Below are 13882 nucleotides of genomic sequence, written 5' to 3' on the forward strand. Positions count from 1 at the left end.
CCTCCGTTCGGCGCACTGACGGGCCGGTCTGTGGATGTCTTCGATGAGCGCGCGCAATGGCCTGGATGCCCGACACGCTGAGCCACTGCTCTTTACCTAGGGCAAGCTCGGCAAGCAATGCAAGATGGCATATAGGCTTTGGGCCAGCCAAACGCCAGAGAAAATTCACATGTAAATTAGTTTGGGCCCCAGCCTTGCCGAAGACCAAGCCTACCCAAAGACATGAACCACCACCGTCAGCCAAAAGGCGGTTGTAACAACCGCGCTTGCCGTGGCGATGGTCATCTGGTTCGACGCCAGCGCCTGGCCGGTGTTGAACTGAACGGCGATGAGATAGGAATTGATGCCGGACGGCAGCGCCGCCACCACGACCGCCACCTTGGCCGTCAAGGGCGGCAGCCCAAGCAGCCAGACCAGGCCGAGCACCAGCGCCGGCATCAGGAACAGTTTCAGCGTCGACAGCGCCAGCGCCGGTCGGATGTTACCGGAAATGCCGAAACGGCGCAGGCTGAGCCCCATGGCGAACAGCGCCACCGGCCCGGCGGTGTTAGCCAGCGCATCGACCAGCCGCGTCGCAAGATTCGGCAGCGGCGCGCCGGTGAGGCGCCATGCCAGCCCGGCCAGGATGCCGATGATCAGCGGGTTCGTGAACAGTCTTCTCAGAAAGCTCTGGATGATGCGCAGCGGGTGTACGGGCTCGCTGCCGCCGCGGCCAAATATCTCGAACATGATGATCGAAGCCATCATCATGGTCGGCAGGTGCACGGAAACGAGCAGCGACAGCACTTCGAATCCGCTGGACCCGAATACGCCGAGAACGAAGGGAATGCCCAGCAACACCACATTCGAGAAGGATGACGACACTCCACCGACGATGCCGGTGCGCGCGTCCCGCCCGAAGATCCGTGTCGTCACCAGATGGCCGGCGGCCCATGTCATTGCAACCGCCGCGAAATAAGCACCCCACAGCGACCAGGGCGCCACGCCGTGGAAATCGGAATTCACCATCGTCCGAAACAGCAGCAGCGGCATCGCGACGTTGATGGCGAATTCGGAGATGCCGTCCCCGCTGGCCGGTTTCAGATAGCCGGTGAGCCCGGTGACATAGCCGAGCGCGACGAGGCTGAAGACGAAAAGAACGGTTTCGGTGAGCGGAGACATTTTTCAGGGATAGGCGAGCCCGGATTCCAGCGCAATCGCCATGGTCTTCAGAAACCGCTCCTCGATCCGCCCGGCGCCTGAATTTGATCATGGTCGGGTGGCAGCGCTATACAGGTTTGGGATCATCAGGGCGGATAGACAGCGAATGGGTGCGACGCCGAAACAGCGTCATTTCAGACAGGGGTGGCTGGCGGGTTTCGTCGCTATGCTGCTTTGCCTTGCCGTATCTGTGGCTCAGGCCGCCGAGACCAAAAGCCTCAAGGGCGTTGCGCTGATCATCGGCCAGTCGAAATACGAACACATCGCAGCCCTTGCCAACCCGGCCAACGACGCCCGCGACATGGCCAAGATGCTGACCGATCTCGGCTTCGACGCCCGCAACGTCACCGATCGCGATGCCGCCAAGCTGAAGCGCGATCTCGATCGGTTTGTCGAGGATGCCGACGGCGCCGACGTCGCCTTCATCTATTATTCCGGTCACGGCATCGAGGCGGGCGGCGAGAACTATCTGGTGCCGGTCGACGCCGACGTCTCGTCGCTGAAAAATGCCGGTGAGGCGCTGGTGCCGATTTCAGCCGTCATGGACGAGCTGAAAAAGACCGTGCCGGTGACGATCGTGCTGCTTGACGCCTGCCGCACCAACCCGTTTCCGCCGGACGCGGTCGTGCGACGCGGGCCGACGGCTTCCGCCGAGCCTGTCGGCGCCGGCGGGCTGGAACCGGTCCGCGGCGCCAAGGCGCTTGCCAGTGCCTCAGTGGATGATGCCAGCCTGGGAACCGTGGTCGGCTTCGCCGCCGAGCCGGGCCGACCGGCGCTCGATGGCGCCGCCGGCGAAAACAGCCCCTACGCCGCCGCCCTGCTGCGCCACCTCACGGCGATGAAAGGCACCGAGTTCGGCTCGGTCATGCGCATGGTCACCGAGGAAGTCTATCTCGACACCAAGGCAAAGCAGCGCCCCTGGGTCAGCGAGAGCCTGCGCCGCCTGCTCTATTTCGGCGTCGCGCCGCCGGAACCGACCGGCGACGACGGGCTGATCACCGGTGAGAGGCGGCAATTGCTGCTGACCATTTCCGACCTGCCCGATCCCAAACGGGCTCAGGTGGAATTGGCTTCTCTGCAGGACGGCGTGCCCCTTGACGCTCTCTACGGCGTGCTCAAGGCGCTCGGCACGGAAAAGATCCCGGAGGATCCGAACGACCTGCAGAAGGTGCTGGACGGCCAGGCCGAGCGTTTGAAGAAGATGATGGCCGAACGCGCCGCATTACGCACCGACGATCCCGAGATCAGTCGCCTGGTCGCATCCGCCGACAAGGCCATAGGCCAGGGCGCGATGGTGACGGCGCGCAAATTCCTCGACGACGCGGTCGGCCGGATCGAGGAAAACAGCGGTGCGGTCGACGAGGCCGAGGACCTGCTCCGGCAAAAGCGCATCGCCGACGCCGCCATCTATGCCAAACGCGCCGACGCCGCCGCGCTGGTCTTCGACTACAAATCCGCCGCCAACGACTATGCCGAGGCGTATTCGCTGGTCGAGAAGTGGGACGAAAAGCTGCGCTGGAACTACAAGAACCAGGAGGCCGAGGCGTTGAACGCTCATGGCTACGCCACCGGCGACCTCGATGCGCTGCAGCACTCCATCGAGGCCTATCGCACCATCTTGAACTTCATCCCCAACGGCGAACAGAATCGCGACTGGGCAATCACCCGCAACAACATGGCGGTGGTGCTGCAGACCATTGGAGAGCGCGAAACCGAGACTGCGCATCTCGAAGAAGCAGCGGTGATTTTCCGCGATTCGCTGGTGGTGTTCGAGCGCGAGAAGGACGACCGCAACTGGGCCGCGGCGCAGAACAACCTGGCCAACGTGCTTCTGAAGATCGGCGAACGCGAGAGCGACCCGAAGCGTCTCAATGAAGCGGTGGCGGCGACGCGCGCCACCCTTGAGAAGCGTCCGCGCGACAAGCTGCCGTTGGACTGGGCCGGTTCGCAGAACAATCTAGGCCTCGCGCTCTATGCACTCTCCGAGCGTGAGCCTGCCGGCGAGCATCTCACCCAGGCGGAAGCAGCCTACCGGCTGGCGCTTGAGGAATACACACGCGAGAAAGCACCCGTGGAATGGGCGATGGTCGAGAACAATCTCGGCAACACGCTTGTAACGCTTGGCATCCAGCTCAACGACAAGGCGAAGATCAACCAGGCGGCCGACGCGTTTCGCGCCGCGCTGGAAGTGCGAACCCGCGAAACTTTCCCGGTGTCCTGGGCGACCAGCCGCCTCAACCTGGGCAATGCGCTGAGCGGTATCGCCCGCTTCGATATGGGCACGGCTACGCTCGAAGAAGCTGCTGCTGCCTATGACGACGCTCTGACGGTGTTTACCCGCAAGCGCTTCCCGATGGACTGGGCGTCAGCCCAGAACAATCTCGGCTCGATCTATCAGACGCTGGGCCAGCGCACGCGTGATGCGGCCAAGCTGGAACAGTCGGCGGCAGCCTTCCAGGCGGCACGGCAGGTCTATGTCAGGCGGAAGTTCCCGCAGGACTGGGCGATGAGCTACTACAATCTCGGCAACACGCTGCAGCTTCTCGGCGGCGTCACCGACAAGCCCGAGCATTACAGCGAGGCGGTCGACGCCTACGGCAATGCGTTGCGCGAGTACAAGCGCGAGACGAACCCGCGGCAATGGGCAATGGCCCAGGCCGGCCTGGGCTCGACGCTGCACTGGTTGAGCATGAGCAATGGCGATGCCAAGACGCTGCAGGATTCGATTGCGGCGCGGCGGGCAGCGCTCGAAATACTCACCATCGAGGCCGCGCCGGTCGACTGGGCCAACGCTCAAAATGGCATCGGTATGAGCCTGCTCAATCTCGGCAATCTCCAGCGGACCGACAAATATCTCAACGACGCCGAAGCGGCGTTCACGGCGGCGCTGAAGGTGTTTACGCGCGAAAGTCAGCCGCTGCAGTGGGCCTTCGAGCAGAACAATATCGGCGACGTCCACTGGAACCGCGCCAGCTATGGCGCGGGCAAGCCGGAATATCTCAAGGCGATCGAATTCTTCGAGAACGCCAAGCAGGGCTTCACCGAAGCCGGCTACACGATCCCTATCCCGCTCACCGATCAGAAGATCGAGCTGGCGAAGAAGCAAATGGCGAAAATGTGAAGCGAACCGAGGGTTCGCCTTTCGCTTGTCTTTGTGCCGGCTTTCCGATCCCTATATCAGAATGACCGGAGCGGCATCCGGCTCCCGGAAAAGGTTTCGATGATTCGATTTGTGCTGTCGCTGTTCCTGCTTGCTGTTCCCGCCGTCGCCCACGCGACCGACGCCGGCTGGGCGCTGCTGCGTGACGGCGGCCATGTCGTGCTGCTTCGCCACGCACTGGTCACCGGCACCACCGACCCCGCCAATTTCGTCATCGACAACTGCGCCACCCAGGTCAACCTATCGGCGCGCGGCAAGCAGCAGGCGAGCAAGATCGGCGCCTTGTTCGGCGCCCGCGCCGCCCCCATCGAGCGGGTGCTGTCCAGCCGCTATTGCCGCTGCCTCGACACTGCCCGCATCGCCTTCGAAGCGGAGCCGGAGCTCTTTGCGCCGCTAGACCTCCTGAGGAGCGATCCGACCGAGAAGGCCGCGCAGCTCGACGCGGTGATGAAGGAAATCCGCGCCTACACCGGTTCCGACAATCTGGTCATGGTCACGCATCTCGAAAACATCGTCGCGCTGACCGGCGTCTCGCCGCGCGAGGGCGAAGCGGTGGTGGTCGAGCCGCAGGGCGATGGCTTGCGCGTGCTCGGCCGTGTCACGTTCTGAGAGAGCCAGTGGTCAAGCTCCGTGAAAACTAAGCTGACGTAACGTCAACTGGAAGGGCCACCGGCTTGTCGGGCGGCCCTTCTTGTCTTCACGGGAGGGCCATCCCATCTGCGCCCGGCGCATCAGGCCTTTTCCTGCCGGGAAAAACCGATTAGACAGCGCCCAAACCAGATGCGGACAGATTCCGCCCGCAACCGAAGGAAGAGCCCTTGTCCACCACGTTCGACAAAGTCGCCAAGATCATTGCCGACACCAGCGAGATCGATATCGACACCATCACTCCCGAGAGCCACACGATCGACGATCTCGGCATCGACAGTCTCGATTTCCTCGATATCGTCTTTGCCATCGACAAGGAATTCGGCATCAAGGTGCCGCTGGAAAAGTGGACCCAGGAAGTCAATGACGGCAAGGCTTCGACCGACGATTACTTCGTCATGAAGAACCTGTGCGCCAAGATCGACGCGCTGGTCGCCGCCAAGACCGCCTGATATCGGCAAGTGCGCGGCCTTGACGGGCTGCGCCGCCTGACCCACAAAGCCGCTCATGAGCAGCCCTCGCGACGTCGTCATCACCGGTATCGGCCTTGTCTCCTCGCTGGGAGAGGGTCCGGATACCCACTGGCAGAAGCTGGCGCAAGCGGGCCTGCAGCCGGTGCTCGAATCCGCGCGCTTTGCGCCCTACACCGTGCATCCGCTGCCGGAGATCGACTGGAACCTGCAGATCGCCAAGCGCGGCGACCAGCGGCAGATGGAAACCTGGCAGAGGCTGGGCACCTATGCCGCCGGCATGGCGCTGGACGACGCCGGCATCAAGGGCAATGACGATCTCTGCACGACGATGGACATGGTGGTGGCCGCCGGCGGCGGCGAGCGGGACGAGGCGGTCGATGCCGCCATCCTCGCCGCGTCCGAGAGCCGCAACGACCGCGACGTGCTGCTCAACGAGAAGCTGACCACCGAATTGCGGCCGACGCTTTTCCTGGCCCAGCTCTCCAATCTGCTCGCCGGCAACATCTCCATCGTCCACAAGGTGACGGGATCGTCGAGGACCTTCATGGGCGAGGAAGGTGCCGGCGTCGCCGCCGTCGAGACCGCCGCGGCGCGCATCCGCTCCGGACAGTCGACCCACATACTGGTAGGTGGCGCCTTCCAGACCGAACATTCCGACATGCTGCTCGGCTATGAATTGGCCGGCTATCTGCATCGCGGCCCATGGAAGCCGGTCTGGCAGAGACAGGGCGCCGAGGGCGGTGGCCTGGTCTCCGGCTCCGGCGGCGCGTTCCTGGTGCTGGAGCAGCGCGAACACGCGCAAAGCCGTGGGCGGAAAATCTATGCCGAGCTCGGACCGGTCGTCTCAGGCCGCGCCCGGCGTTCGCGCGGCGAGCTTGACGCCGAGATCGCGACACTGCTCAAACAGGCAACTCTCCCCAGCGGCAAGCTGCTGGCCCTGTCGGGCGCATCCGGGGCGCATACCGCAACGTCAGCCGAAAAGTCAGCGCTGGATGCCAATCCGGCGATATCGGCGCGCGGCTTCGCCACGCTGACCGGGCATATGAAGGAAGCGCAGTTTCCATTCGCGGTCGCCCTCGCCGCCCTGGCCGTCGACCGCAAGGCCCCCTACCCCGTATTCGACGCCGCGGCCGAGAAGCCGTTCGAAGGCATTCCCGAAACCGTGCTCGCAACGGCGATCGGCTATCACCAATTCGAGGGCATGGCGCTGGTCAACGCTGCTTGAAGCAGCGCTGAGCGATCATGCTGCAAAGTTAAGAGGTTCCGGATGGCCAATCTCAGAGATCATATGGGCAGGCCGATCGTCGCCGTCACCGGCATCGGCGTGGTAACCTCGCTCGGCATCGGTAAGGCCGACAATTGGGCGGCACTGACCTCCGGCAAATCGGGCATCCACCCGATCACCCGCTTTCCCGTCGACCACCTCAACACCCGCATCTCCGGCATGGTCGATTTCCTCGACTCAAGCTCGAAAGGCGCCAGCCTGCTGACCTACGAACTGGCCGAAACCGCAGCGAAGGAGGCGGTGGCCGAATCCGGCCTCGAGTCCTCTGACTTCGGTGGCCCGCTCTTCCTCGCCTCGCCGCCGGTCGAACTCGACTGGCACGACCGCTTCGCGCTCTACAATTCCGACGGCAAAGGCGCCGGCGCCGAAAGGCTGCTCAGGGTGGCGCGCGGGCTGAAGGAAACAGGTACGTTCGCAAGCACGCAGTTCGGCGCGATCGCCGACCGGCTGGCCGACCGCTTTGGCACGCGCGGCCTGCCGATCACGCTGTCGACGGCCTGCGCTTCGGGCGCCACCGCCATCCAGCTCGGCGTCGAGGCGATCCGCCGCGGCGAATGCGACCGGGCGCTGTCGATCGGCGCCGACGGTTCGGCAACCGCCGAGGCGCTGATCCGCTTTTCGTTGCTCTCGGCGCTGTCGACCCACAATGACATCCCTGAAAAGGCGTCAAAACCCTTCTCCAAGGACCGCGACGGCTTTGTGCTGGCCGAAGGCTCCGGCGCGCTGGTGCTGGAATCGCTTGAGGCAGCCCTTGCCCGGGGCGCCAGCGTTCTCGGCATCCTGCGCGGCTGCGGTGAAAAGGCCGATGATTTCCATCGCACCCGTTCCAAGCCCGACGGTTCGCCGGCGATCGCAGCAGTCCGCGCCGCCCTTGCGGATGCCGGCCTGAGCAAGGACGAGATCGACTACGTCAACGCTCACGGCACCTCGACGCCGGAAAACGACAAGATGGAGCATCTGTCGCTGTCGACCGTGTTCGGCGATCGCATCGGCTCGATGCCGGTCTCGTCCAACAAGTCGATGATCGGCCACACGCTGTCGGCGGCCGGCGCCGTCGAAGCGGCGTTTTCGCTGATGACCATGCGCGAAAGCGTCATTCCGCCGACCATCAACTACGACAATCCCGACCCGGCAATCGTGCTCGACGTGGTGCCCAACAAGAAGCGCAATGCCGAAGTCGGCACGGTGCTGTCGAACTCGTTCGGCTTCGGCGGCCAGAACACTTGCCTTGTCATGGCGCGGGAACCGGTCTAAGCGACCTTTTTCAGCCAGACTGAACTGACAGGCCCCATGCGCGCACTGCAACTTGTCGAGGACCGCCGTCTTGAAACGGTGGACCTGCCGCCCCCGCCGCCCCCCGCATTGGGCGAAGTCACGCTGCGCATCAAGGCGGTGGCGCTGAACCATATCGACGTCTGGGGCTGGCGTGGGATGGCCTTCGCCAAGCGTAAGCTGCCGCTGGTCGTCGGCGCCGAGGCCTCCGGCGAGGTCGAGGCTGTCGGCCCCGGCGTCTCCAGCCTGCTGCCCGGACAATTGGTGTCGATCTACGGCGCGCGCACCTGCGGCCTTTGCCGCGCCTGCCGCGAAGGCCGTGACAATCTCTGCGAACATGTCTCGGGCGTCCACGGCTTCCATCTCGACGGCTTTGCGCAGGAGAAGATCAACCTGCCGGCGCGCCTGCTGGTCCCGGCCCCTCCAGGCGTGAGCGATGTCGGCGCGGCTGTCGCACCCGTTACCTTCGGCACCGTCGAGCACATGCTGTTCGACAATGCCAAGCTGCAGCCCGGCGAAACCATCCTCATCCATGCCGGGGGCTCCGGCATCGGCTCGGCGGCGATCCAGCTGGCCAGGCGCATGGGTTGCACCATCATCACCACGGTCGGCTCCAACGACAAGATCGACAAGGCCAAGGCGCTCGGAGCCGACCATGTCATCAACTACCGCGACGATCGTTTCGAAGGCGTCGTGCGCAAGCTCACCAGGAAGAAGGGCGTCGATGTCGTGTTCGAACATGTCGGCGCCGACACCTTTGCCGCCTCGATGCTGTGCCTCAAGCGCGGCGGCCGCCTCGTTACCTGCGGCTCGACCTCCGGCGTGTCGACCCAGATCAATCTGATGCAGCTGTTCCAGCAGCAGCTGAAGCTGCTCGGGTCCTTCGGCTGCCGCATGGAGAACATGGCCAACGCCATGCAGAAGATGGCGGCGGGACAGGTAGCACCTGTTATCGACACCGAGGTCGGCTTCGACGGCATCGACGCCGCGCTGAAGCGCATGGAAGGCCGCGACGTGTTCGGCAAGATCATCCTGCGCGTTTCCTAGGACAATGGCCGGCTCGGTGTTCAAGAAAGCCCGCCGGGACTTCATGTTCCGCTATGGCCGAAAACTGCGCCAGATGGAGCACTGGCTGGTGGCGCGCGCGGCGATGACGATCATCTCGCTGCTGCGCCTCTTGCCCGCCGACAAGGCGCTCAATTTCGCCGACCGCGCGGCCCGCCGCATCGGCCCCCGTGTCGGGCGCCACCGCGTCGCCATCGACAATCTGCGCCTTGCCTATCCCGAAAAGAGCGACGTCGAGATCGAGGCCATCGCCTCCGACATGTGGGGCAACATGGCCCGGCTCGCCGCCGAATACATCTTTCTTGACGCGCTCTTCGACTATGATCCGAACGCAGCGACGCCCGGCCGCGTCGAAGTCGGTGGCGCCGACCATTTCCATCAGATAGCTGGCGAGGACAAACCGCATATCCTGTTCACCGGCCATCTCGGCAATTTTGAATTGCTGCCGGTGGCTGCCGCGACGTTCGGCATGAAGATCACGGCGCTGTTTCGTCCGCCGAACAATCCTTACCTCGCCGATTATATCCATTCGACGCGGCGTTCGAGCATGGGCGCCTTGCTGCCGTCTTCGACCGGCGCCTCCTTCGCGTTGGCGTCGATTCTGGAGAAAGGCGGCAATATCGGCGTTTTGGTCGACCAGAAATTCTCCAGCGGACTGGAGACGATCTTCTTTAATCGCCCATGCCAGAGCAATCCGGTTCTGGGCATGCTCGCCCGTCACTATGATTGCGACGTCTATCCGGCGCGATGTGTGCGGCTGCCAGGCAACCGCTTCCGCCTCGAGATCGAGGACAAGCTGACCTTGCCGCGCAATGAAAGCGGCAGCGTCGATGTCGCGGCCACCACCCAACTGCTCGCCGACGTGGTCGAGCGCTGGGTGCGCGAAGATCCGGGACAGTGGATGTGGTTCCACAAAAGGTGGGAAATCTCAGGCCGGCGTCGCCGCCGGCGCGGACAGGCCAACGCCACCGGCCAGGGGCAGCGTCAATCTTAAGTCGTCGAAAGCCTCAGTTCGTCACAACGATCCGCGTATTGCCGAAGCCGACTTCGCGCACCATCGCATAGAACATCGCGGCATTGGCGGTGTGCAGCCGCACGCAGCCATGCGATGCCGGACGCCCTAGCTGCCTGACCGCGCCGGTGCCGTGGATGGCGTAGCCGCCATGGAAGAACACCGAGTAAGGCATTGGCGACATGTGGTATTTCTTCGAATACCACATCCGCGCCGTGCGTTGCGGCCGATAGGTGCCGCGCGGCGTGAAATAGCCACTGCGGGCGGTCGACACGCTCCAGCGATAAAGCACCTGGCCGTATTGGCTGACGGTCATGGTCTGCGACGAGACGTCGATGCTGGCCACCAGCGAGGCAGCCCTGCTTTCGATGGACGTGCCGAACAGCATCGCCGCAAAAGCAGCTGCCATGAGAACGATTTTAGTCATGAGATCAAACCCCTTTGATGCCCCTTGCCTGCCCTGTCATCACGCGGTTTTTCATCTTTTTAACGACAGGTGAGTGATCTAACACACACTCCTTGATAAATTCGCCAATCTAAAGCAGCGAATTTGAACGATTTTCCGCCATAGTTGCCGCTGCGACACGAAGTTTCGGCGCCAGTGGCGCGATGCTTGCAAAACCACCCCCTTGCCTGCTCAAATCCGGGAATGAACAAACGACTCTTCAAAGCGATAGACGCCCGTGTTGATGACCTGGTCGCACTGACCGCCGACCTGATCCGCTTCCCGACCATCAACCCGCCTGGCGAAGCCTATCGCCCCTGCGCCGAATATATCGGTGCGCGCCTAGGCAGGCTTGGCTTCGAAACCGAATTCATCCGCGCCGAAGGCACGCCCGGCGACACCGACCGCTATCCCCGCGTCAATGTCGTCGCCCGCTTCGACGGCCGCTCGCCTGGAGCCTGTGTCCATTTCAACTCGCACATCGATGTGGTCGAAGCCGGCGAAGGCTGGAGCGTCGATCCCTTTGCCGGGGTGGTGAAGGACGGCAAGGTCTACGGCCGCGGCGCCTGCGACATGAAAGGGGGCATGGCCGCCTCGATCATCGCGGCGGAAGCCTTCATGGAGGTATTCCCCGACTTTCCCGGCGCCATCGAAATTTCGGGCACGGTCGATGAGGAGTCCGGCGGCTTCGGCGGCGTCGCCCATTTGGCCAGGCTCGGCTATTTCTCGAAACCCAAGGTCGACCACGTCATCATCCCCGAGCCGCTGAACAAGGACCGCATCTGTCTTGGCCATCGCGGCGTCTGGTGGGCGGAGATCGAGACCAAGGGCGAGATCGCGCATGGCTCGATGCCGTTCCTCGGCGACAATGCGGTGCGCCATATGGGCGCCGTGCTGCAGGCCTTCGAGGACAAACTGTTTCCGGCGCTCGACCGCAAGGTGACGCGCATGCCTGTCGTGCCCGAAGGCGCAAAGCGCTCGACCATGAACATCAACTCGATCCATGGCGGCCAGACCGAGGATTTCCGCCCCGGCCTGCCCTCACCCAACGTGCCCGACGCCTGCCGGCTGACCATCGACCGCCGCTTCCTGCTCGAGGAGGACCTTGCCACGGTCAAGAGCGAGGTGACCGATATCCTCGACCGGCTGAAGCGCGAGCGCAAAAAGTTCGACTACGAGATTCGCGACCTGATGGAGGTGCTGCCGCTGATGACCGAGCGCGACGCGCCGGTGGTCAAGGCGGTGGCGCAAGGCATCATGGCGATCTTCGACCGCGAGCCGGATTATGTCATTTCACCAGGCACTTACGACCAGAAGCACATCGCCCGCATCGGCCACATCTATGATTGCATCGCCTATGGCCCAGGCATTTTGGACCTCGCCCACCGGCCCGACGAATGGGTCGGTATCTCTGATATGGTGGAGTCGGCCAAGGTGATGGCGATCGGGCTGAATGTGCTGCTCAGGGGCACGGCCGAGGGCTGAACCATCGACTTCGCTGAAAAAACATTCCTCCCCGCGGCGCTGCAGAGCACGAAACGCAATTTACTCCACCTCGAAATCACGCTTCTATCGCACCAGGGTTCGAGCATTTGGGAGTTGCACGATGAAATTGTGGAAAACCATTCTTGCCGCCGCAGTGCTGGCACTGGCCGGCAGTCAGGCATTTGCCGCACGCACCGACCTGGTGATCGGCATTCCGCTCGAGCCGCCACATCTCGATCCGACCGCCGGTGCTGCCGCGGCGATCGACGAAGTGCTCTACGCCAACGTCTTCGAGGGCCTGACCCGCATCGGTCCGAATGGCGAAGTGCTGCCCGACCTCGCCGAGAGCTGGGCCATTTCCGATGACGGCAAGGTCTACACCTTCAAGCTGCACACCGGCGTCAAATTCCATGACGGCAGCGATTTCGACGCCGGCGACGTGAAATTCTCGCTCGACCGCGCCCGCGCCGACAATTCGGTCAACGCGCAAAAAGCCCTGTTCGCCTCCATCGATACGGTCGAAGTCGTCGATCCGACGACGGTCAAGGTGACGCTGAAGAACCCGCAGGGGTCGTTCCTCTACAATCTGGGCTGGGGCGACGCGGTGATCGTGGCGCCCGAGAGCGCCGACACCAACAAGGAAAAGCCCATCGGCACCGGCCCGTTCAAATTCCAGAGCTGGGCCAAGGGCTCGTCGATCACGCTGGTGAAATCGGACACTTACTGGGGCGCCCCGGTGTTCCTCGACAAGGCCGAGTTCCGCATCGTTCCCGACGCCGCCGCCGCCGTGCCGGCGCTGCTCTCCGGCGACATCCAGGCTTTCCCTTTCTTCGATCCCGACAGCGTCGCGCAGGTCAAGGACGATCCGCGCTTCAAGGTGGTGATCGGCTCGACTGAGGGCGAGACCATTCTGGCGATCAACAACAAGAAGCCGCCTTTCGACAAGCTCGAGGTGCGGCAGGCAATTGCCTTCGCGCTCGACCGCAAGGCGATCATCGACGGCGCCTCGGCCGGCCTCGGCGTGCCGATCGGCTCGCACATGTCGCCCGCCAGCAAGGCCTATGTCGACCTCACCGGCCTGTACCCGCACAATGTCGACAAGGCCAAGGAGCTGCTGAAGCAAGCCGGCTTCGAAAACGGCATTAAGGCGACGCTGAAGCTGCCGCCGCCTTCCTATGCACGGCTTGGCGGCGAGATCATCGCCTCGCAGCTGCGCGATGTCGGCATCGACCTGGAAATCATTCCGGTCGAATGGGCGCAGTGGCTGGATCAGGTGTTCACCAAGAAGGATTACGATCTGACCATCGTCTCCCACACCGAGCCCAACGACATCGATATCTACTCGCGCAAGGACTACTACTTCAACTACGACAACCCCGCCTTCGACAAGATCATCGCCGAGCTGAACCTCACCTCCGACGACGCCAAGCGCAACACGCTGCTCGGCGAAGCACAGAAGATCCTGGCCGACGACGCCGTGGTCGGCTTCCTCTATGAACTGCCGAAGGTCGGCGTCTGGGACGCCAAGCTGCAGGGCCTGTGGGAAAACGCGCCGATCCAGGCGAATGACCTGACCAAGGTGAAGTGGGCGGATTGAGGCGGCGGGCCAAAGGGCGGCGTTTGCGCTCCGTCACACCCCCCTCTGCCCTGCCGGGCATCTCCCCCGCAAGGGGGGAGATCGGGCTATCATCTCCGCTTTCGCCTATCGCGAACGTTGAACGCTGGTCGACGACACAGAAACTGCTGATCTCCCCCCTTGCGGGGGGTGAGGAGTGGTCCGCGCAGCGGACGGAAAGCCAATTGCTTGGCTTTCCGAACAACGAACGCCCGAAGCGAC

Annotated in this window: 11 protein-coding genes; 9 read left to right on the forward strand and 2 right to left on the reverse strand. The window is 63.4% G+C overall.

What is annotated here, in order from left to right; translation table 11 throughout:
- Positions 1–210: 210 nt before the first annotated feature.
- On the reverse strand, positions 211–1161 hold the full coding sequence (locus NKI10_RS06605) for an AEC family transporter (RefSeq protein ID WP_352859222.1): 951 nt from the start codon (positions 1159–1161) through the stop codon (positions 211–213).
- Between the two features lie 145 nt (positions 1162–1306).
- On the opposite strand from NKI10_RS06605, the gene NKI10_RS06610 reads away from it, so the two are divergent.
- From NKI10_RS06610 to NKI10_RS06640, 7 genes are all read left to right on the forward strand, one after another.
- Entirely contained in the window at positions 1307–4321 is a 3015-nt protein-coding gene (locus NKI10_RS06610; RefSeq protein ID WP_352859224.1) for a caspase family protein, read from the forward strand.
- Between the two features lie 99 nt (positions 4322–4420).
- Positions 4421–4969 carry a histidine phosphatase family protein gene (locus tag NKI10_RS06615; RefSeq protein WP_023670442.1) on the forward strand — a complete coding sequence of 183 codons (549 nt, stop codon included), beginning with the start codon at positions 4421–4423 and terminating at the stop codon, positions 4967–4969.
- Positions 4970–5178: 209 nt separating this feature from the next.
- Positions 5179–5460: an acyl carrier protein gene (locus tag NKI10_RS06620; protein WP_010909964.1), complete on the forward strand. Its 282-nt coding sequence runs from the start codon at positions 5179–5181 to the stop codon at positions 5458–5460.
- A 55-nt stretch (positions 5461–5515) separates the two neighbouring features.
- Positions 5516–6706, forward strand: coding sequence for a beta-ketoacyl-ACP synthase (locus tag NKI10_RS06625; protein WP_352859226.1), 1191 nt, complete (start codon positions 5516–5518; stop codon positions 6704–6706).
- 42 nt (positions 6707–6748) lie between these two features.
- On the forward strand, positions 6749–8020 hold the full coding sequence (locus NKI10_RS06630) for a beta-ketoacyl-ACP synthase (protein WP_023751593.1): 1272 nt from the start codon (positions 6749–6751) through the stop codon (positions 8018–8020).
- 36 nt (positions 8021–8056) lie between these two features.
- Positions 8057–9085 (forward strand): zinc-binding dehydrogenase, encoded by a 1029-nt coding sequence (locus NKI10_RS06635; RefSeq protein ID WP_352859228.1) that lies wholly within the window; start codon positions 8057–8059, stop codon positions 9083–9085.
- Between the two features lie 4 nt (positions 9086–9089).
- Complete coding sequence (locus tag NKI10_RS06640) at positions 9090–10097, forward strand: lipid A biosynthesis lauroyl acyltransferase (RefSeq protein WP_352859230.1); 1008 nt, start codon at positions 9090–9092, stop codon at positions 10095–10097.
- Between the two features lie 13 nt (positions 10098–10110).
- Here the strand turns inward: NKI10_RS06640 and NKI10_RS06645 are convergent, their stop codons facing one another.
- Positions 10111–10542 (reverse strand): L,D-transpeptidase, encoded by a 432-nt coding sequence (locus tag NKI10_RS06645; protein WP_023681747.1) that lies wholly within the window; start codon positions 10540–10542, stop codon positions 10111–10113.
- A 222-nt stretch (positions 10543–10764) separates the two neighbouring features.
- Here NKI10_RS06645 and NKI10_RS06650 point away from each other — a divergent pair, with 222 nt between their 5' ends.
- Both NKI10_RS06650 and NKI10_RS06655 read left to right on the forward strand, forming a co-directional pair.
- Positions 10765–12045: an acetylornithine deacetylase/succinyl-diaminopimelate desuccinylase family protein gene (locus NKI10_RS06650; protein WP_352859232.1), complete on the forward strand. Its 1281-nt coding sequence runs from the start codon at positions 10765–10767 to the stop codon at positions 12043–12045.
- Between the two features lie 121 nt (positions 12046–12166).
- Positions 12167–13642, forward strand: a complete 1476-nt coding sequence (locus NKI10_RS06655) for an ABC transporter substrate-binding protein (RefSeq protein ID WP_352859234.1) — start codon at positions 12167–12169, stop codon at positions 13640–13642.
- Positions 13643–13882 lie beyond the last annotated feature (240 nt).

This window comes from Mesorhizobium sp. M0802, from assembly GCF_040320115.1.
GTDB lineage: Bacteria > Pseudomonadota > Alphaproteobacteria > Rhizobiales > Rhizobiaceae > Mesorhizobium.

Bases quoted from the DNA above. Each gene is read 5' to 3' on its own strand.
- NKI10_RS06655 (WP_352859234.1), top strand. From the start codon at position 12,167: ATGAAATTGTGGAAAACCATTCTTGCCGCCGCAGTGCTGGCACTGGCC.
- NKI10_RS06625 (WP_352859226.1), top strand. From the start codon at position 5,516: ATGAGCAGCCCTCGCGACGTCGTCATCACCGGTATCGGCCTTGTCTCC.
- NKI10_RS06645 (WP_023681747.1), bottom strand. From the start codon at position 10,542: ATGACTAAAATCGTTCTCATGGCAGCTGCTTTTGCGGCGATGCTGTTC.
- NKI10_RS06640 (WP_352859230.1), top strand. From the start codon at position 9,090: ATGGCCGGCTCGGTGTTCAAGAAAGCCCGCCGGGACTTCATGTTCCGC.
- NKI10_RS06635 (WP_352859228.1), top strand. From the start codon at position 8,057: ATGCGCGCACTGCAACTTGTCGAGGACCGCCGTCTTGAAACGGTGGAC.
- NKI10_RS06605 (WP_352859222.1), bottom strand. From the start codon at position 1,161: ATGTCTCCGCTCACCGAAACCGTTCTTTTCGTCTTCAGCCTCGTCGCG.
- NKI10_RS06650 (WP_352859232.1), top strand. From the start codon at position 10,765: ATGAACAAACGACTCTTCAAAGCGATAGACGCCCGTGTTGATGACCTG.
- NKI10_RS06630 (WP_023751593.1), top strand. From the start codon at position 6,749: ATGGCCAATCTCAGAGATCATATGGGCAGGCCGATCGTCGCCGTCACC.
- NKI10_RS06610 (WP_352859224.1), top strand. From the start codon at position 1,307: ATGGGTGCGACGCCGAAACAGCGTCATTTCAGACAGGGGTGGCTGGCG.
- NKI10_RS06615 (WP_023670442.1), top strand. From the start codon at position 4,421: ATGATTCGATTTGTGCTGTCGCTGTTCCTGCTTGCTGTTCCCGCCGTC.